Genomic DNA, 18,956 nt, shown 5'->3' with positions numbered 1-18,956 from the left:
CTTAGTTTTCGCTGCCCATGTCATCTTGAATAGCAACACCCGTACGCAGCAGGTTGGCAGTTGGGAAGACCTGGCTGATAAAGCGGTTCCAGCGGGTGACATCGGCCGGGCCGACATAAACCACATCCTGGGGCTTCAGTTTGAACTGCTGGGCAAGGGCAAACGCAGACGGCGACTTCAAGTCGATCTGGAACACCTTGACTGGTTCGTCTGCCAGATTCTCAACTCCACGGATTACATAAACCTCCTTGCCGCTGGAGGTTTCCTGACGTAGGCCGCCAACACTGCCAAGGGCATCGGTGAGATTCATGTTGCTGCCCTTGAAAACAAGCGGACGGGCTGCCGTGACTTCACCTAACAGATAGACTTTTTTCTGGTCGTTGTAGGGCAGGTGGAGCTGATCGCCGTCTTTCAGGTAGAGATTGTGCAGGTTCGAGTTCTTGCGATTGAGCGCGTCGAGATCGATCAGGTATTCACGGCCGTCGCGCTTGAGCACCAGTCCGGAAATATCGGCAGTGCCGGTTTGTACTGAGCCTTGGCCAACAGCGTCCAACAGGCTCAAAGGCGTGTTGGTGATCGGCAACTGGCCAGTTTTACCAAAAGCCCCCGAGAGGATCACTTTCTGACTGACAAAACGCAGGACGCTGACATCCACCTGGGGTTCGGCAACAACCTTGGCCAGGCGTGAGGCAATGATTGAACGCAGTTCGTCAATGGTTTTGCCGGCTGCTTCGATGGTGCCTACATAGGGGTAGAAGAGCGTGCCATCCGGGCGAATCAGGCGTCCGTTTGCTTCAATTTGCTGCTGTGGACCGGACGGAGCAGTCAGCTCGGGGTGATCCCAAACGGTGATGTAGACCAAGTCGCCAGCACCAAGCCGGTACTCGGCCGGTTGATAGCGCAGCAGCTCCGGGGCTACCACGTTGGAGTGGTCTGCCGCCGCCTCAATAGCGACCAGCTTCGGTGTAATCGGAACCAGCTCGATACGGCTGCTTTCCGGCGAACCTTCACGTACCAGATTACCCGTGTCCATGTGCTGACCAGGGGAGAAAATGCAACCTTGCAGGGTCAGGCCAACCAGCATGGCCAAGGGAAGCGCGCGATTCATTGTAGAAATTGCTCGAAGGGAATAGGCAAAACAAAACCTCCCAGCAAGGCTGGGAGGTTAGCGTATCGAACTTTAAGCGGGGGGCTGTTACCGAGTGGTGCCAGTAGTGCCGGTAGTACCAGTGGTGCCGGTAGTACCTGGGGTACCGTCGTTACCGCCGCCGCCACCGCTGTTGGAAGCAGCAACACCGGCAGCGATTACGCCAGCGCCGATTGCCAGACCAGTACCGACGGTTACACCGCCAGCGATTGGAGTGGACAGGGACAGGCCAGAAGTTGCATCAGGCGCTGTAGCGGCGGTGGTAGGGGCTTTTGCAGGTGCGGTTCCAGCAGCCATCAATGGCAGGCTGATGGAGGTGGCGAGGGCGATGGCCAGTAGCTTTTTCATGTTCATGCTCCTTGAAAGGATAATCCTTTGGGGTTATTGGGTTAAGGGTATTTCAGTAGGTGTCTGAAATGCAAGTTAGAGCTGTTTAGAGGAAGGCTTTTTCCGCTTTTCTATGCAGTTACATAAGTGAAGCATGTTTCTCAAGCGACTTCCGATTGCGCTAATTCAGTTATGACAGCGGCAAGCTCCAGGCGCCAGTCTGGTTGCGAAATACCTAGCTGTTCCCGCAATTTCGAGCAATCCATTACCGACCAGGCTGGCCGCTTCGCCGGCGTAGGATATTCAACCGAATCGATGCCGCGTACCTGCGGTATTTTGGTTATTAATTCTTGCTGATGCCCTTGGCGGAAAATCTCCAGGGCAAATTCATGCCAGGTACATGCCGGGGTACCGCTAAAGTGATAGGTGCCCCAGTGCAGTGAACCCAGATCACGATACTGCATTGCCAGTGTCCACAAAGCGCGGGCGATGCTCGCAGCTGAAGTCGGGCAACCCTGCTGATCGGCCACGACGCCCAACTGATCCCGCTCACGACCCAGTCGCAGCATGGTCTTGACGAAGTTATTGCCTTGGGCTGCGAACACCCAGCTGGTACGCAGGATCATGTAGCGACTGCATTTTGCAGCCAACTCCAACTCCCCCCCCAGCTTGCTCGCTCCGTACACCCCGGTAGGACCTGTAGGACCGCACTCCCGATAAGGTTCGCGGGCATCACCGGCAAATACATAATCGGTGGATATATGCAGCAGCGGGATACTCAGCCGTTCGGCGGCAACTGCGAGATGGGCGACACCATCGCGGTTAACAGCCCAGGCGCGCTCCATGTCGCTTTCGGCCTTGTCTACCGCTGTGTAGGCTGCAGCATTGATGATCAGCTGTGGCTGTAGCTCGGCAACCAAAACGGCCACCCGCTCGGCATCGCTGATATCAAGTTCTGCCGATCCCATCCCAACGGTTTCAAAACCTTGTGGCGCCAAGCGCATCAGTTCGTGGCCAAGCTGACCTTGGGCACCCGTAATCAATACGCGCATGCTCAGTCCTCATTGCCCAGCAGTTGGCGCAGTGTGGGGTTGCACTGATCCTTGCCTGAAAGATTCGGGTTTTCGATAGGCCAGGGAATATTGACTTCAGGGTCATTCCAGATCAGCCCGCCCTCGTCCTCGGGATAGTACAGATCGGTGCACTTGTACTGAAAGTCCGCAACCTCGCTGAGCACGCAGAAACCATGAGCGTAGCCCGGTGGTACCCAGAGCTGACGATGATTTTCATCGTTCAGTTCGACGCCAACGAACTGACCACAGGTCGGTGAGTCGGGGTTGATATCCACCGCCACGTCATACACTGAGCCACAACTGACGCTGACCAATTTGCCTTGCGGGCGGGTGCGCTGAAAGTGTAAACCGCGCAGCACACCGCGCTGCGAGCGTGAGTGATTATCCTGCACGAAGGGCAACTCAATACCCAACTCGCGATAACGCTCGGTCTGAAAGCTTTCGAGAAAGAAGCCACGCTGATCGCCAAAAACCTTCGGCTCGATGATCAAGACGCCCGCCAACGCTGTTTCAATGACCTTCATTACGCAAGCTCCTGCACCAGCAGACCCTGCAGATATTTTCCGTATCCGGTCTTGCTCAGTGCCTCGGCTTGGCTAGCCAACTGATCGGCTGACAGCCAGCCCTGATGATAGGCAATCTCTTCCAGACAGGCGACTTTCAAGCCCTGGCGCGCCTCAATGGTGTGAACGAAGTGACTGGCTTCCATTAGTGAGTCATGGGTGCCGGTATCCAGCCACGCAAAACCACGCCCTAACAAACTCACATGCAAATCACCCCTCTGCAGGTAAGCATTGTTCACATCGGTGATTTCCAGTTCGCCACGAACAGAGGGCTTTACCTGCTTGGCAATTTCCACCACCGAATTGTCGTAAAAATACAGGCCGGTGACTGCATAGTTGGACTTCGGCATCTTGGGTTTTTCCTCGATGGAAATCGCCTTGTTACCCGCATCGAACTCAACTACCCCGAAACGCTCCGGGTCATTGACGTGATAGCCGAATACTGTCGCACCGGTGCCACGACTGGCCGCCTCATGGAGCATCGCACTGAAACCGTGGCCATAAAAAATGTTGTCGCCGAGGATCAAGCAAACGTTGCTGTCACCAATAAAGGCTTCACCGATCAAAAAGGCTTGGGCCAACCCGTCTGGCGAAGGCTGCTCGGCATAGCTGAGTTCAATACCAAACTCCGAACCATCACCCAGCAACTTGCGAAAGTTCGGTAAATCTTCAGGAGTAGAGATAATCAGCACTTCGCGGATGCCCGCGAGCATCAGTACCGACAATGGGTAATAGATCATCGGCTTGTCGTAAACTGGCAGGAGTTGCTTGGATACGCCACGGGTGATGGGATGCAGGCGGGTACCGGAGCCACCGGCCAGGATGATGCCTTTCATATAAAATGTCCTTTAAAAAATCTGAATTAAATCTGAATCCAGGGGCGCACCGTTCCGCAGGAACGCCACCCCCGATGAGTAAATGTTGAGCTAAAGATCACTACCCAAGCGGCCCAATTGATAATCCCCACTCAACACGCGCTGCCACCACTGGCGATTATCCAGATACCACTGCACGGTCTTGCGCAGGCCAGTCTCAAATGTTTCCTGCGGCACCCAGCCTAGTTCACGTTCGATTTTCGACGCATCAATGGCATAGCGCCGATCATGTCCCGGCCGATCCTTCACGAAAGTGATCAACTCCTTGTAGGAGCGAGTTTGCTCGCGATCCGCCTCTAGTGGCACCAACTCATCCAGCAACTCACAAATGGCTTCCACCACCTCCAGGTTGCGTTTTTCGTTATGGCCGCCGATGTTATAGGTTTCACCTACTATGCCTTTGCTCACTACCTCTACCAATGCCCGAGCATGGTCTTCCACATACAACCAGTCGCGAATTTGCGAACCATCGCCATACACCGGCAACGGCTTGCCCGCCAAGGCGTTAAGAATTACATGTGGCACCAGCTTCTCTGGAAAGTGGTACGGCCCGTAGTTGTTAGAGCAGTTGGTCACAAGCACTGGCAGCCCATAGGTACGTTGCCAGGCGCGGACCAAGTGATCCGAACTTGCCTTGGAGGCGGAATACGGCGAGCTTGGCGCATAAGGCGTGGTTTCGGTGAAAAGGTCATCCGTGCCTTCCAGATCGCCATACACCTCATCGGTGGATATATGGTGGAAGCGGAATCCGCTTTTTTCATTTGGAGGCAGAGCATTCCAGTAACGGCGGGCCGCTTCGAGCAAGCCGTAAGTGCCGACGATATTGGTTTGGATGAAGTCAGACGGTCCGTCGATCGAACGATCGACATGGGACTCGGCTGCCAAGTGCATCACCGCGGTGGGCTGGAACTCGGCAAACATTGCATCCAGTGTTGTTTCATCACAGATATCCGCGAGATAGAAGTGATAGCGCGGCGAATCGGCAATTGACGCCAGCGACTCGAGATTGCCAGCATAGGTTAGTTTGTCGAGGTTGGCGACCTCGGTGGCGGTGTTTTCTATAAGGTGGCGAATTACGGCAGAGCCGATAAAGCCTGCGCCGCCGGTAACAAGAACTCGCATCAGTGTTTCTCCGCGTAAGAGCTATTCCAATAGCCTTTGTACATACCTAGTTTTTTCTTTAACCCAATCGACATGTGCTGCTCTTTTTGACCGAGCTTGAAAGCCAGTAGTTTGCAAGCATTGCGCAGGATAGCTGAGGGCCAGAGATGAAGGCGGGAAATGCCGAGAAACTTCAATTCAGACCTCACATAGCGCAGTCCTTCCCCGCCAGCCCCACCAAAGTGCTCACTGATCCACGCTTCACGTCCATGAAAAACACCCTGATCAAAATAGCGGCAAAACTCTTCCTTGATCGTATAGTTGTGCGAGTGTCGGCATCGTGCATTTCCCGAGTAAGCAATTTTCCAACCGTTTAAGAGCATCTTGGCAGCAACAAACATGTCTTCGGAAAGTATTACATGCTTGGGAAATCCACCCACCTCTTGTAAGGCGCTTCCACGATAAGCAGTAAATGAGTTAGAAACAAAAGGGGTCTTCAAACCCAGTTCTGCTACATCATCAAGAGACTTGATTTTTGAATTTGTGGGGTAGTTGAAAAAACGTGCGTGTTGAGCCAGTGGAGAGGCATCAATGTGAGGCAACTGTCGGCCGCATACAGCTCCCACTTGTTCATCAACGAAAGGGACGATCAATCGCTCAATTGCCCTTGAGTCTTCTAGATATGCATCTTGAGTAAGGAACACATAAAACTCATAACCAGGGTTTTGGTTAACCATCATCTGTCGGGTGCCGCCGTGATTAAACTCACGACTGGGGATGGTTATGACGTTCGTGACGCGGCGAAGAGCCAACTCAAAAGTCCCGTCAACGGAACTGGAATCAACCACGTATAGGTCAAACTTGGTGCTTTGCTTATCGAGTGAGTCCAAGAGACGAGCAAGATCGTCTCGCCCGTTATAGGTAGGCACTATACAAGCGATGCGTCTTTGGGGTGTGTCAATTGAAACCGACATGCTGCCTCGCCAATATTTCCATTTTCCAAGATAGCTTTGCTTCCATTTGGCCAAAGCAATTTCTAAGATGTAGAGATAGGGATAACTGTTTCCACCAATTAGATGGGAAAAATGTTGGAACGCACTAATTTGCGTATGGGTACCCGATCAAAAGGGATGATGGAGCCCCAAGAGTTTATCAAGGATAAAATTTGCAGTTGATGCGATTCGATCCCTTGGGAACCAGCTAGATGGATCTCTTACATCGCACTTAACCGAGGCTACAACTTTTGTTTTTTTCAATTGATTTTTTATGCTTGGTACCGACGCTGTCATGTCAGGTAGATGGGTTTTTGAAGGCTTGTGCTTAATAAGAGTTTCGCAAAAACAACCGACAAATGTCACTTCACCAAATATAACAGTGCGAAATATTATTTTACTTTAACTAAATGGCTATCAAGCGTTATGAAAATGTTTTTTTAACAGCCTCAAGGAATGAATGGCCCATAACTGAGTCAGGCTCAAGATGGCAACCTTCCGCCCATTCATTCCATGCGTTGATCATTACAAATTGCTCAGGCTCGGGGTAGCGGGAAGATACTGTTTTAGCTAGCTCCAACCATTGGCCGAATATTTCAGGCTGGTCATTTTGGATGATTGTTGCAGTCTTTCTTCGTGGGCTATTGTCCCAAGATGGGAATACGCATGGTATGACGCGCTTATGATAGTCGTATTTTTGGTTTTCTTTTATGGTGACGAGTTTTTTGTAACTTATGACTTTATTGCCGCTTGTGGATGTCTTTAGTTTTTGATATAGGGTGTCGGGCAGTATTTTTTTGGAGAGTACTGCTGCTTTCGTGTATGCCGTTTCCCCTCTGGGAAAGTCGTCTGAATTCGGCTGGAAGTCAACCACGGCGTCGAATACGCTATTACTTTGATGAGTATCAAATTCGTCACCGAATGAACTCTTTACGCCGCAAATGTAGACATCGACGAAGCCTTCCTCCACTGCTCTTAACTTTAGTTGCGTGACAAATTCAATTAAATTTTCGACTTTTCCTGGTCGATAGATCATGAATAGTGGCTTGTTATCAATTCGAATGTAACGTTTATCTTTGAATAGATTTACGAGATGTTCGCAGTGTGAAATATGATCCTCGCTAGAATATGTTTGTTTAATCAAAATCTCTTTTTCTTGACCGTCCCAAGCTCGAGTCCAAGTTTCATTTGCCCAGCATAACGCGAATGGAAAGTTTGGTTCGTCAGAGCTGGTTAACTGGTCGACTGGATTCTCCAGTAGCCTTTTTCCATGAAACCAATAATGATAATAGATGAACCCATCAATGCCATAGGTACGCGCAAGTTCTGCTTGGGCAGCACGTACTTCGTTCAAGCGTAAATCATAGAACCCCATGTCAGTTGGCAGTTGTGGTTGCCTATGCCCCTTAAATCGCGGAGTGCATTGAGTTACGTTAGACCATTCAGTAAAACCTTTTCCCCACCATTGGTTATTTTCTTCGATCGGGTGAAATTGAGGTAAATAAAAACAAAACTTTTTCATATGGATCACCCACTAAAACCGGCTAAATATTTAATTGAAAATAAAATTTTTTCACTGAAAGACACTTTAAATCCTTTACAGAGAAATATTAGATGTAATCGCGCAAAAAATGAATTCTCTGAGTGGATGAATCGATCTAACATAATTTTATCTGCGTCATGTAATTCGGGATAAAAGTTATTTTTAAATGTCCTTGCTTGCGTAAAAATTCGTCCTTTATGTTCGGATCGTATTCTGGATATTTTTTTTAGCCAATAGCCCAGTTTGTGCGTAGAGCCTACGACGTTGTTTTCATGTTGTCTGTAGAGTATGTGGGCGGACTCGTCAACAATAATTTGTCCGCAGGCATAAGCAGTTAATAAAATCCACCAATCATGCATGATGCAGTTGTCTTTTTGACTATTCAATACAACTTTTCTGAGCGCTTGGTTTATTACAGTGGTACATCCAGTTGCGTAGTTTTCAACAAGCACATTGTGAAAGTCTTTATGTTGTTTTGATTTTTCAAATCCAGTAATTTTTAAATGCTTATCAACAATTTTCTTTGATGAGTAATAAAGCTTCGGTTGGTCGGTTTTTGACGATTCAAGAGCTTTGATAGCAGAGATGATTTTTCTCGGCTCCCATACATCGTCTTGATCACAGAATGCTATGTAATCTGCTTGGTTATTTGATTCATGCTCCAAAAGAAGCCAAAAACTATTAATGACCCCTATGTTTTTGCCAGTTATAAAGAATACATTCTCTTTGTTTGTTTTTAAGTAATTTTTAATTATATCGGCTGTACTATCGCTCGAGCCATCGTCTCGAATTGTAATAGTTAAACGGATTTCATCTTGATTAAATATGCTATCAAGTTGGTCTGTTAAGTATTTTTCGCCGTTAAAAGTAGATAAAATTACATTGACGGTTTTCACGATGTTCGCCTGAAAAATATGCTCGATGTTAATGCAGGGTAAAAAAGCTGCAGCGTTAAAGTTGCATAAACCAGCATGTTTGAAAACGTACAAAGACTAAGCGTAACTGAGCAAACTGAAAGATTGACTATCAGTAATTTTCTAGGGGTTAGTTTGTATACTATGTAGGGCGTGATCAGCATGCATATAGCGATTATGATAACTCCGTACCACTCTAAAAAAACGAACGCATCAGCAAATGCTGTACCAACATTGAGAAAGGGTATGATTTTTGACATGGGTGAATCTCCCCCTTGAAGCTCGTAGTACTCGGCAATACGCTTTCCTATAACATCAGGGAAAACTTCGTAAATTATAAAGTCGTAAGGGTCGTAGTTGTTATTAGAATAGGAAAGGTCATTAATTGTTTTTTGAAAGTTCGCTACGGGCGAGCTTATATATAAATAGCTCCAGTAAAACATGTGTAGCGATGGTGCATTTTGAAAGACTTCATCGGCATAAGTCGCCTTCATTAAGCTCTCTACGGTGAAGTCACTGTCGTCACCAATTTGCGATCTGGTTCTGACGTCGCCGACTAAGCCAAATGCATAAAGCAGGAGCAAAACAAAACCGAAAGCCTTCAGGATTTTGCTGGTGCTAATCTTTCGATGACTTAAATAGATAAATCCGCAAGACAATAATATTACTACAATGTTGCTGCGATAAATAAGTGTTAAGAATATGAGTAGCCCTGTTGCAAAGTATACAAGGTATCGCTTGTTTTTGGATTTAAGGTATACGAAAAAACATAGTACAGAGAAGAATGAAGTAAATGAGGTGAATAGTATGTGAAGAAGTGGAAAGCTAAAGTCTTGATAGTTGTATTTGCTCCCCTTAATTGCTTCTAGTAGTGGGATTTTTTGATTGTACCCAAGCTCAATTATGAAAAATAGCAATAATCCAAAATAAGTTATAGTGAATCTTTTGGTGTTCGGTTTGAGCTCTTCTTTTTTGGATTGGCTTAGTGGGTGTTTGATGGTTTTGTTGAAAGAGATGCCGAGAAGTACTGTTAGCAAGACAAAAACGGAAATAAAAATAAACACACTAAGTGTGGGAGCGGGGTATAAGCCAGAAAGCCTAAGCGCAAAGAGTAGGTACGCAAATATGAAACCTGCGGCAGAAAGCAGGTAAGGGTTACAGAGAGCCATACATTACGCCAGAATTATTGGGTTTTAAGGACTTCGTGCTTTGCTGTAAAATTGGACCTTGCGTTTCTCGTGATTTCGATTAATTTTGCAGCAGCTTTAGGGGTGTACAAAATATTTAGATGTGCTGATATTCCAGGTCATCGAGATGGAAGTTTTTCTGAGTTAGTATAATGATTTTAGTTAATTTGGAAGTTTTGGGTGTTATTTGGGTTTAATGGTTTCGATTTATTTATCTATGTCTTTTGGGATTCGCGATAAATTGCTAGTTCCTGATAAATGGCTTTTTTGTGTTTTTCAAGTTTTTCAGAGTTTTTGATGCGGTAACTATCTTTAATTAGGTATATAAACTCCTCGGCAAAAGTTGTTTTATTTGCTAAGTGATAATCCTCTTCCTGCATCCATGTTGATACGAAATTATGTAGCTTTTTAACTTTTTCGGTCGCGATTCCGCATACTTTATGACCGAATGAGTAAGCTGTAATGGCACCATGTAAGCTTGTTCCAATATAGCTTTTGCTTAGAGCTATGCTTGCCATGATATCCAGAACGTGTGCACTATCCTGAATTGCGCTAGGAATACCCATGCTGCCGAGTAATTTGTATAATCGCTCAAGTGCAACTTGATCTTCGTGGCCTGTGGCGCGGCCGATAGGAAGTAAGAGGATGGACAGCCCGGTTGTCTTACTTATGGTGAATAATTGCTCCGATATATCTTCAAGTTTTGCAGATATAAAGCTCTTGGCACCTTGAAAAACAATATAGTTTGTTGATGAAAATCCTGGCGTTTTACGAAGGTTTTTCTTCCATTCCCTTGTTTCAAGGCCTTCGAGAGGAAATATGTCAGACATTACAAGAGCGCTATCAGGAACGAGCCTTGCTTCAACACCATTTTTTGCGAGCAGTTGTTGTACGCTCAAATCACGAACAGAAATACCATCGGTTTGTTTGATTTCTGCTGCAACTCTACCAATGTGGTCCTGATTCTTTTTAGAGTTAAAGCCCGATCCTCCAACGCAAGAGTAATACACTTTTGAGTTTAGGTTTACGCGGGAAAGAATGTAAGGGAACTCATTTTTTTGTAGGAGAGCATTTTTCGTCAAGTAGTTGGCTACTCTGAAACCAAAAATTTTCCTGAATGCACGAATTGCGAAAAAGATAGCTGGTGAGCATACATGTCCCGCCATGGTCGGCCAATCTACACATAAAATATCACCACCGCTCATTATCACGACATCATCTTCGCCTGGCGAGTTCTGAATGAGTGCCTTTATAGACTGGGTCACAACCCCGCCTTGTGATGTCAGGTCAGCGGAAGTGATGGCGTAAAAATTTATTTCTGTTGGGGTGTTTGTAGTCGACTTGATTATTGCTGAGTGGATTAGTGGGAAAAGTATGTCGCCGTAATTGTGACGATCGAAGGCGCCTACGATGTGGAATTTTTTCATTTAATAACTCAAGCCTTTTCTGAAAGCTATCAAGAGGGCAGCTGGCTACTTTGTCGACATGAAAAAGATAGCATGATGTTTTATCTTCAAAAGTACTCGAAGATCTTTGTCCATCCAGTCCATCAGGTAAGCGGTAAAAAAAATACAACAAAAAGTAGCTATTGCAGCCCCTTCGATTCCATATCGAGGAATTAGTAGAAGGTTTAGAGCGATATTGACTGCGGCGGCAATTGCGGTCCGCAATGCGATCTTCTTTTCCATATTTTCTGCATTGAAATAGCGTGCGGAAACGGAACTCATCGAAGCAAAAACTGCAGTCCACATAACGATACTGAGAACTGAAGCTGATTCAGTGTACTGCGAGCCAAATGCAATCGTCATAATGGGTGTGCTAAGCAGCGACACAAAAAATGCGGCGACCACGCTTAGCCATATCACTGCGCGGAACAGTTGGCAAAGTTTTCGGTGATAGTTTTGTTCGTCGCCTTGTTTAAGTTTCACAATTGCAGGCAATAAAGAAATCGTTATCACATAAGGCAAAATAATCCAGGACTCATACACTTTTACTGCTGCGGAATATATTCCAAGCTCATGTAGGCCAAGCATGCTGCGTATCATCACTTGATCAATTCGCATGAACACTAGGGAAGCCACAGCTGTTATCACCATAGGCCATGAACTTTTTAGCATTAATTTGGCGTCAACTAGATTAAAGTGCCCGAGAAAGTTTATTTCTCGTGTTCTGAGTGCTGCAAACAACAGAAAAACAGCAAGTACCACATGGTCAAGTAGAGAGGCTATGGCGAACCAAAATATTTCCGCGTCCGAAAAAATAAGCGCTAGTTTAGCAATTGACATGCAAAGTAAGGCTAGTGTCTTGCAAATGGCAGAGTATTTAGCTTTTATTTGAGACTGAAAAAAATAATCAACTACCAAAAACGAAGTAAAGAAGGTGCTCGCAGATACTATATACGCGTAAATTTTTACACTGTTGATCTCGTCGGTAAGCGATATACCAAGCGCTGCCACTATGTAACAAGTCAGCGCAGCTAGCATCATTAGCCAGAAAGCCGTGCCCATCAATTCTTTATTTTTTTCAGGAGTATTAACTAACTCTTTGATGAGAACCGCATCCATCCCCAGGCGCGCAACGCACAATATAAAAGTGGATATCGCCAGAACATAGGTCAACATACCAAACTGCTCAGGTCCTAAGTAGCGAGCAATGTAGATTCCAACAAACACGCCTGAAAGTATGCGTAGGATTTGCTCTGCCAGCATCCAAGACGAATTGAAGAAATATCGCTGAACCGTTTGATTTTGCAAGATTTTCTTTACAGCGTGCAAAGTGAGCTCTCTGTATTTTTAGCAAATCAGGGCTGCGCATTTTTTATACTGCGCCGGGACGGCGCTCCTACAAATTAGGGGCGCGCTTTTTAATATATATCCTTTGACAACAGGGTAAGCGGCGTCTTGATTAAAATTTTGATATCTAGCCACAGTGACCAGTTATTGATGTACGCCAGATCCAACTCTACGCGTTTTTCCATCTTGTCGAGCGTTTCAGTCTCACCACGGCAGCCACTGATCTGCGCCAATCCAGTAATCCCCGGTTTGATTCGATGTCGAGCCATATAGGCATCGATCTTGCCGGTGTAATAATCGTTATGGGCCACGGCGTGAGGGCGCGGGCCAACCAGCGACATGCGGCCTTGCAAGGCATTAAACAGTTGTGGCAATTCATCGATGGAAGTGCGGCGAATGAATTGGCCGACACGGGTGATGCGGGGGTCGTCACGACTGGCCTGTTTGACTTCCTGGTCGTCGTGCATACGCATCGAGCGAAACTTCCAGACCTTGATGATCTTGCCGTTCCAGCCGTGGCGTTTCTGTTTGAACAGGATCGGGCCAGGGGATGAGCATTTGACGGCGATGGCGGTGGCCAACAGTACCGGGCTAAGGAGAATGATCGCGATAAGTGCGACGGTCCGGTCCATTATCGCTTTAGAGGCGGCGGCGGTGGGGTAGGATGTCAGTGGGCTCTCGTTCAAGTGAATGGCGGGAAGGCCTTCGATATCACTTACGGAGTGGTTGAGCAGGATCAGGCTTTGCAGGTCCGGGGTCCAGATGACGTCGACGCTGGAGTCCAGCAGGTCGATGTACAGGCCTTCGATCTGTTCGGCTTCTGTCAGCGGCAATGCGATGTAGAGGCGCCGAATCTGATGGGTTGCGATCAGGTCCCGCAGGTGGGCAAGGCTGCCAATCACCGGGTACAGGCCATTGCTGGGCGAGGGGTGGTCGTCTGCGGCTACCAGGCCAACCAGTGGTTCGTTTCTATTGCGAACCAATTTGTCCGCGAGTTCTTGGGCCAGGTCGCCGGTGCCGATAATTAGCGAGGTGCGGGCGGCTTGCAGCTTTTGCTGGTAACGCCGGGAGAGGTTGTGCAGCGGCACATAGAGGCAGGCTTGGAGTGCGAAACCGCCGAGCGCGAGGCCAATAATAACTTCGCGGGAAAAAAGCTCACTGGTTTTGGTGATAAAAGCCACGACGGTCAAGCCGGAGATTAGCACCAGCCAGCCAGCCAACAATCGGCCTAGTCCTACCAAATAACCATGGTGTTTATGGTAGACCTTCATCATGGAGTAGGCGGGTACCGAGCCGAGCAGTATGAATGCCGAGAGTATCCGGTAGTGGGCTTCGACTTCCCCGGTCTTCATGGTTGCCAGCGCACAGAGCAGGAGGATAAGTGCGCAGATTGCGGCAAGCCATTGGGTCCAGAACGTAAGACCGCGACCGGCTGGTAGCGTGGTGTTGCGCTTGCGAATCAAAATAATGTCCCTTGGGTCGATTTGGACATAGCCTTCCTGGGCATGCCTGCTGTCTGGAGTGTTCACGCCATGCAGCTTTGATTGCTGTTTGAGCCTCTGGCACAAACCGGTCTGTGTCGTGGCGTTTCCCTTATCCGTGACAGGGAACGCACTCGCCTTGGCCAATATCAAGGTTTTGGGCACGCTACCGCCCCAGGATTGACCGTTGGTTTCCTGAGAACGTGCGCCGTGGGTGCGACGAATGAACCGATGCGCGAGCGCTGGCGGTTTATTTGGGGGATAAGGGAGTCAATCGGGCAGGCCGAGCTATGGCTCAGCAGAGGACTATGCGTCTGTTCCTTGACTGCGGCACAACGGGGGGGCTGTGCAAGGCATCCTGCCGGAGTGAAGTAGTTAACCTCAGCCGAGGGTGCATTCTACTGAATTCGTAGGAAAAGTGAAGACGAATTTGTAGGATGGATCCTATAAAAGCGGCGTTTTTATTGGGCGAGGAGCGTTTTTAGCCAGATTTGCTGTGGTTCTGGCATGGTTCGACACTGCAAGCAATTTCAGCGCTCGCAAGTCAGCCATTGGTGTTTATTTTTGTTGTTTTAGGTGGGCAAAACGATAGAGGCAATCAGGTTTTTTCTATTGCGTCAATCGGGATGCTGAGGGTGTGTTCGCGGTGCAGGAGCTGGAGCAGGATCACGATGCGTTCGGCGCCGTCGCGGGCCAGGAAAATCGCTTCCAGTTCCTTATAGCTGCCGCGGTTGATGCGCACTCTGTCGCCGGGTTCGAGTGCTGCGGACTCGACTGGTGCCTCGTTGAGTTGCTGTTGCAATTGCTCGATGAGATCGTCAGCGACCGCAATCGGTAGTTTGCCGAACGTCACCAGTTGGTTGACTCCGCGGGTAGAGCGGATCGGGTGCCAATTATCGTTGAGTTGGTCGAGCTGGATAAAAAGGTAGCCGGGGAAGAGAGACTCCACTGACGTGCTGCGGCGACCGCGCTGAATACGTTCGATCCGTTGAGTTGGTCGGTAGCAAGTGAAGCTCTGGCGAATCAGGTTTTCCTCGGCGCGGGCGTCTTGCCGAGGTTTGCACTGGATCAGGTACCAGCGTGGGGGCGGGTGCGGGCGAGGCATGCTGAGGGCTCTCATGGGTGAATCAGGGCAGCGGCGCTGCCCTGATGTCCGGTGTCACTTTTTGTCCGAGGCGTATTCGTATTGATAATAGCTGTAGCTGCCGTAGCCGTACGCTGAAGCCTTGCGTTCCACGGCGTTGAAAATCGCACCTTTGACCACGATGCCGTTCTGTTCGAAGCGGCGCTTGGTCACTGCGATCTCTTTGGCGGCGTTTACGCCGAAACGGGTCACGATCAGGCTTGTGCCAGCCTGGCGGCCCACCAGAGCGGCATCGGTCACTGCGAGGATGGGCGGGGTGTCGATGATCACCAGGTCGTACTGGCTGCTGACTTGCTCCAGGAACTGGGTGAAGTTGCTGTGCATCAGTAGTTCGGATGGGTTAGGTGGGATCTGACCGCGGGTGATGACGTGCAGGTTGTCCACTTCGGTGGAGTGGGTTGCCTTGTTCAGGTCAATTTTGCCGGCGAGCAGGTCGGACAAACCGTTGCTCACGTCCATGCGGAACATTTTGTTCAGGTAGCCTTTACGCATGTCGGCGTCGACCAGCAGTACCTTTTGTCCGGTCTGGGCAATGATGGCTGCCAGGTTGCAGGAAACGAAGGATTTACCCACGGCCGGGCTTGGGCCGGAAATCATCAGGATGTTGTTCTTCGCTTCAAGGGTCGCGAAGTGCAGGCTGGTACGCAGGCTGCGCAATGATTCGACGGCGAGGTCGGCAGGGTTGTTCACGGCTAGCAACAGGGAGCCGGTAGACGCGCGGTTGTTGCCTTTCAGCGTACTTTCAATCTGGGACTGGCCCTTGCTGAGAGGGATCGACGCGTAAACCGGGATGCCGAGTTGCTCGATGACCTCTGGGTCCTCGACGCCACGATTCATCGCTTTACGAACCAGTACGTAGGCCACGGCAATCAGGGCGCCGAGCAGCGTTGCGATCAAAACGATCAGCGCTTTTTTCGGTTTGACCGGTTTTTCGATGTTCGCATCCGCCGAGTCGATCACGCGGACGTTACCTACCGTACCGGCTCGGACAATATCCAGCTCTTGGGTTTTGTTCAGCAGTTGCGTGTAGATCTCAGTGGTAACTTGCATGTCGCGAGCCAGGCGCAACAGTTCCTGCTGGGTTTCCGGCAGGTTCTTGACCTTTTTTTCCAATCCGCGTTTCTGCTGATCAAGCTGGCCCATCTGGGTCATCAACGCTTGGTACGCGGGGTGCTCGCGGGTAAAGCGGTGCTCCATTTCTGCTTGCTTGAGTTTTAATTCGGAGATCAATGTTTCCAATGCGACAATTTGATCGAGCACAGCTTTGGTCTCGATGGTGATGTCTACCGAGCGAGCACTGGTCTGGTAAGCGTTCAGTTGGCCTTCAGCTTTCTCTAGCTGCTTGCGTACATCCGGTAATTGGGTGCGCAGAAACTCCAAGCTTTGCGCGGCTTCGGCGGAGTTACGCTGGACGTTCTGCAGTACGTAGAGCCGGTTGATCTCGTCCAGTACTTTGTTGGCCAGATCTGGATCTTCATTCTCTAACGATAGCGCAATGATGCCGGATTCTTTGCCGCGCTCGCCAGCCGATACATCTTCCTGGTATTGCAGAATGGTGTTTAGACGACGCTGTTTGGTGACAGTGAACAGCGCGCCCGCATTGGCGTTCAGGGCGGAGACTTGTAGTTTGAAGTCATTCTGTTCGAGCTTCTCACCCGCCTGACCATGGAGGAGGGCTTCGTCATCGTCATTCAGCAGAGTAAAGGCACCATTTCCCTCAGAGCGTAGTGTCAACCCCTTGCCCAGATAGGAATCCGGCACTTCCAGTTGGAAGATATCGAGCTTTTCTCCACCCCAAGTGAAGCTGTTGAGACCGAGCAGTGGCGAGGCCACCTGGTTTTCACTCACCGGCTCAAAGCGCCGGCTCAGAAAATGGCCAATCAGCGGGAAATAGTTCGGCTCAACAATAATGTCGAGTTTCAGGTTCTCCACAGCCTTACCCAGTACCGCGCGGGATTTAAGCAGCTCAATCTCGGTCACCGCCGGAGAGGTGCCACCGAACAACTCACTCATTTCCCCCATGCCGCCCAGCGCAGCCATGCCGCCTTTTTTCTCTTCAACCTGCACCAGCGCATTCGCCAGGTAAACCGGCGTCGACAACAGTGCATACGCAACACCCACCACGCAAAAGAACGCAGTGATGCCAACAATGATCCACTTGCTATCGATCAAGGTGCCGAAGAGTGCGAGCAGATCGATGTCGTCATCGTCGTCGCGGTGTTCCTGGATGGGGAGGCTGTTTGGGCTTTGCATGCGGGGTACTTTTACAAGGGGTGATTATAGTTTTTGCGACCAGCTGTCGACGCCTTGCGTCATCAGTTGGTAGACGTGTTCGAAGGCGACCTTCTGTTGGCGATAGGGGTCGGGGATTTCCTGGTTGTTCTGCCACTTGCCCAGCAGGAACGTTTTGCCCTGTGCTTCCGGCGCCATTTGCACGATGCGTTTAACGTGGCCTGTTTCCATGGTGAGGATCAGGTCAGCCTGTTGCAGCAGTTCGCGGGTCAGTTGCCGGCCTTTGTGGTCCGGGTGGTCGCCATTGTGTTCGCGCAAGACTTGCAGCGCGGTGCTGTCCATGGGTTTGTCCACCAGGGCGTGAATGCCCGCTGAACTCACATCAATGCCGCGCTCGGCCAGTCTGCTTTTCAGCAGGGCCTCGACGGTGGGGCTTCGGCAGATGTTGCCGATGCAAACGACCAGGATTTTATTGAACATAGGGGCTGCGCAAGTTGCGATATCAAGTGTGAAAACCGCACAGGCAGAAGGAAGGAGAGGCGTCTGGATTCCGTTCCCGCGCAACTGTACGGCTATCTCCGGTGGCTAACTGCTACCGGGGCCATTTTAAAAGCGTGCACTCTAGTGGTGTAGGGGGGGAGGGTCAAGGCTCGGCTGTTACTTTCTGTCATACGGTTGTTTGGTTCGTCGCGGTGACTATCCCGCCATCGGGTAGGTGAACAGTGCGAAGTGCATCAGGTTCAAGCCGAAGTGGCTGAGGATGGCTGCGCCCAATCCACCGAAACGGTAGGCGAGGCCGTAACCGGCCCCGGCCAGACTCGCCAGTACCACCCATTGCCAGCCAGCCCCGGCGTGGGCCAGGCCGAAGATCAGAGACGCCAGCAGCAGGGCGAGGGTTTCACCCTGGGGCAGGGTTTTCATGATCCGGCTCAGTCCGCCCTGGATATAGCCGCGAAACAACGCTTCCTCGACCAGGGTTACCAGCAGCAGGTTGTTGAGCATCCATAGCCAGGCCTGGTCCGGCCATTTCGGCGCCCAGGCGATGATGCCCAGCAACAGTGCGCCGCCCAATGCCAGCACGGCGCTCAACGCCAGTGACAGCACGGTGGCATACAGGAAGGAGCGCAACGAGCAGCGACCGACTATCCATGGGCAGGCCAACAGCAGCCAGAAGCCGATCAGGGGTTTATCCAGGTTCAGGAACATGGAAAACGGCACGGCGTTTTCGCTGAAGCGCTGCAGAGCAATGCCGCGACCGTTATGGAAGCCCGGTAGCCAGTGCAATGCCAGGGCTAGCGCCAAGGCGATGAACAGGCCGTGGCCGAGGATGCGTAGACCAGGGATTACTTGTTGGCGAACGGTGAAGCCTGCGATCAACAGCAGCATTACCGAGATTGCCGCCAGCCAATCGAGGTGACCGTGGGTCAGCGCCAATCCGTAGCCGAGGCAGAGCAGGGCCAGAAAAGTCCATGGCAGGGCAAGCATGTAAAGTCCTTGTGTCGGGATTACGCTGTGCACCCCTAATCCCCTGTGGGAGCGAGCTTGCTCCGGGCGGCGTTCCGACGATGACGGAGTGTCAGGCAAC

At 50.0% G+C, this 18,956-nt stretch carries 17 protein-coding genes; all 17 read right to left on the bottom strand.

From position 1 onward, the window contains the following. Window position 1 precedes the first annotated feature (1 nt). The 17 genes from KGB20_RS24815 to KGB20_RS24735 all read right to left on the bottom strand — a co-directional run bounded on the left by KGB20_RS24815 (window position 2) and on the right by KGB20_RS24735 (window position 18,856). A complete protein-coding gene (locus KGB20_RS24815; RefSeq protein ID WP_223533142.1) occupies window positions 2–1,108 on the bottom strand; it encodes a polysaccharide biosynthesis/export family protein in 1,107 nt (368 codons plus the stop codon). An 87-nt stretch (window positions 1,109–1,195) separates the two neighbouring features. Further along, a complete protein-coding gene (locus tag KGB20_RS24810) occupies window positions 1,196–1,495 on the bottom strand; it encodes a hypothetical protein (RefSeq protein ID WP_218542920.1) in 300 nt (99 codons plus the stop codon). Window positions 1,496–1,635: 140 nt separating this feature from the next. Beyond that, the gene (rfbD, locus tag KGB20_RS24805; RefSeq protein ID WP_223533140.1) at window positions 1,636–2,526 is read right to left on the bottom strand and encodes a dTDP-4-dehydrorhamnose reductase; all 891 of its coding nucleotides are present in this window, start codon (window positions 2,524–2,526) and stop codon (window positions 1,636–1,638) included. A gap of 2 nt (window positions 2,527–2,528) precedes the next feature. Next, entirely contained in the window at window positions 2,529–3,071 is a 543-nt protein-coding gene (gene rfbC / locus KGB20_RS24800; RefSeq protein ID WP_223533138.1) for a dTDP-4-dehydrorhamnose 3,5-epimerase, read from the bottom strand. Then, window positions 3,071–3,946 carry a glucose-1-phosphate thymidylyltransferase RfbA gene (gene rfbA, locus KGB20_RS24795; RefSeq protein WP_223533136.1) on the bottom strand — a complete coding sequence of 292 codons (876 nt, stop codon included), beginning with the start codon at window positions 3,944–3,946 and terminating at the stop codon, window positions 3,071–3,073. Before rfbA ends, rfbC begins: the two co-directional genes overlap by 1 nt. Before the next feature lie 90 nt (window positions 3,947–4,036). Further along, on the bottom strand, window positions 4,037–5,107 hold the full coding sequence (rfbB, locus tag KGB20_RS24790; RefSeq protein WP_223533134.1) for a dTDP-glucose 4,6-dehydratase: 1,071 nt from the start codon (window positions 5,105–5,107) through the stop codon (window positions 4,037–4,039). Continuing rightward, a complete protein-coding gene (locus KGB20_RS24785) occupies window positions 5,107–6,060 on the bottom strand; it encodes a glycosyltransferase family 2 protein (RefSeq protein ID WP_223533132.1) in 954 nt (317 codons plus the stop codon). Before KGB20_RS24785 ends, rfbB begins: the two co-directional genes overlap by 1 nt. Before the next feature lie 442 nt (window positions 6,061–6,502). Continuing rightward, the gene (locus tag KGB20_RS24780) at window positions 6,503–7,600 is read right to left on the bottom strand and encodes a glycoside hydrolase family 99-like domain-containing protein (protein ID WP_223533130.1); all 1,098 of its coding nucleotides are present in this window, start codon (window positions 7,598–7,600) and stop codon (window positions 6,503–6,505) included. 5 nt (window positions 7,601–7,605) lie between these two features. Then, a complete protein-coding gene (locus tag KGB20_RS24775) occupies window positions 7,606–8,517 on the bottom strand; it encodes a glycosyltransferase family 2 protein (RefSeq protein ID WP_223533128.1) in 912 nt (303 codons plus the stop codon). Next, the gene (locus KGB20_RS24770; RefSeq protein WP_223533126.1) at window positions 8,514–9,704 is read right to left on the bottom strand and encodes an oligosaccharide repeat unit polymerase; all 1,191 of its coding nucleotides are present in this window, start codon (window positions 9,702–9,704) and stop codon (window positions 8,514–8,516) included. Before KGB20_RS24770 ends, KGB20_RS24775 begins: the two co-directional genes overlap by 4 nt. Window positions 9,705–9,937: 233 nt before the next feature. Then, the gene (locus KGB20_RS24765; RefSeq protein WP_223533124.1) at window positions 9,938–11,149 is read right to left on the bottom strand and encodes a polysaccharide pyruvyl transferase family protein; all 1,212 of its coding nucleotides are present in this window, start codon (window positions 11,147–11,149) and stop codon (window positions 9,938–9,940) included. A 45-nt stretch (window positions 11,150–11,194) separates the two neighbouring features. Then, on the bottom strand, window positions 11,195–12,475 hold the full coding sequence (locus KGB20_RS24760) for a flippase (RefSeq protein ID WP_223533123.1): 1,281 nt from the start codon (window positions 12,473–12,475) through the stop codon (window positions 11,195–11,197). A gap of 110 nt (window positions 12,476–12,585) precedes the next feature. Further along, window positions 12,586–13,977, bottom strand: coding sequence for an undecaprenyl-phosphate glucose phosphotransferase (locus tag KGB20_RS24755; protein WP_223533205.1), 1,392 nt, complete (start codon window positions 13,975–13,977; stop codon window positions 12,586–12,588). Between the two features lie 616 nt (window positions 13,978–14,593). Next, entirely contained in the window at window positions 14,594–15,100 is a 507-nt protein-coding gene (rfaH, locus tag KGB20_RS24750; RefSeq protein ID WP_159389600.1) for a transcription/translation regulatory transformer protein RfaH, read from the bottom strand. Between the two features lie 54 nt (window positions 15,101–15,154). Further along, the gene (locus tag KGB20_RS24745; protein ID WP_223533120.1) at window positions 15,155–17,392 is read right to left on the bottom strand and encodes a polysaccharide biosynthesis tyrosine autokinase; all 2,238 of its coding nucleotides are present in this window, start codon (window positions 17,390–17,392) and stop codon (window positions 15,155–15,157) included. Between the two features lie 24 nt (window positions 17,393–17,416). After that, the gene (locus KGB20_RS24740) at window positions 17,417–17,851 is read right to left on the bottom strand and encodes a low molecular weight protein-tyrosine-phosphatase (protein WP_150812422.1); all 435 of its coding nucleotides are present in this window, start codon (window positions 17,849–17,851) and stop codon (window positions 17,417–17,419) included. 216 nt (window positions 17,852–18,067) lie between these two features. Next, window positions 18,068–18,856: a CPBP family intramembrane glutamic endopeptidase gene (locus tag KGB20_RS24735; protein ID WP_223533119.1), complete on the bottom strand. Its 789-nt coding sequence runs from the start codon at window positions 18,854–18,856 to the stop codon at window positions 18,068–18,070. Window positions 18,857–18,956 lie beyond the last annotated feature (100 nt).

It is taken from the genome of Pseudomonas sp. BF-R-30 (genome assembly GCF_019956175.1).
Taxonomy (GTDB): domain Bacteria; phylum Pseudomonadota; class Gammaproteobacteria; order Pseudomonadales; family Pseudomonadaceae; genus Aquipseudomonas; species Aquipseudomonas jessenii.
The sequence above is the reverse complement of the archived record's forward strand: the minus strand, read 5'-3'. Positions and strand labels throughout refer to the sequence as shown.

Excerpts from the sequence above, each read along its gene's own strand:
- KGB20_RS24815 (WP_223533142.1), bottom strand. The coding sequence starts at position 1,108 with ATGAATCGCGCGCTTCCCTTGGCCATGCTGGTTGGCCTGACCCTGCAA.
- KGB20_RS24810 (WP_218542920.1), bottom strand. The coding sequence starts at position 1,495 with ATGAAAAAGCTACTGGCCATCGCCCTCGCCACCTCCATCAGCCTGCCA.
- rfbD (WP_223533140.1), bottom strand. The coding sequence starts at position 2,526 with ATGCGCGTATTGATTACGGGTGCCCAAGGTCAGCTTGGCCACGAACTG.
- rfbC (WP_223533138.1), bottom strand. The coding sequence starts at position 3,071 with ATGAAGGTCATTGAAACAGCGTTGGCGGGCGTCTTGATCATCGAGCCG.
- rfbA (WP_223533136.1), bottom strand. The coding sequence starts at position 3,946 with ATGAAAGGCATCATCCTGGCCGGTGGCTCCGGTACCCGCCTGCATCCC.
- rfbB (WP_223533134.1), bottom strand. The coding sequence starts at position 5,107 with ATGCGAGTTCTTGTTACCGGCGGCGCAGGCTTTATCGGCTCTGCCGTA.
- KGB20_RS24785 (WP_223533132.1), bottom strand. The coding sequence starts at position 6,060 with ATGTCGGTTTCAATTGACACACCCCAAAGACGCATCGCTTGTATAGTG.
- KGB20_RS24780 (WP_223533130.1), bottom strand. The coding sequence starts at position 7,600 with ATGAAAAAGTTTTGTTTTTATTTACCTCAATTTCACCCGATCGAAGAA.
- KGB20_RS24770 (WP_223533126.1), bottom strand. The coding sequence starts at position 9,704 with ATGGCTCTCTGTAACCCTTACCTGCTTTCTGCCGCAGGTTTCATATTT.
- KGB20_RS24765 (WP_223533124.1), bottom strand. The coding sequence starts at position 11,149 with ATGAAAAAATTCCACATCGTAGGCGCCTTCGATCGTCACAATTACGGC.
- rfaH (WP_159389600.1), bottom strand. The coding sequence starts at position 15,100 with ATGCCTCGCCCGCACCCGCCCCCACGCTGGTACCTGATCCAGTGCAAA.
- KGB20_RS24745 (WP_223533120.1), bottom strand. The coding sequence starts at position 17,392 with ATGCAAAGCCCAAACAGCCTCCCCATCCAGGAACACCGCGACGACGAT.
- KGB20_RS24740 (WP_150812422.1), bottom strand. The coding sequence starts at position 17,851 with ATGTTCAATAAAATCCTGGTCGTTTGCATCGGCAACATCTGCCGAAGC.
- KGB20_RS24735 (WP_223533119.1), bottom strand. The coding sequence starts at position 18,856 with ATGCTTGCCCTGCCATGGACTTTTCTGGCCCTGCTCTGCCTCGGCTAC.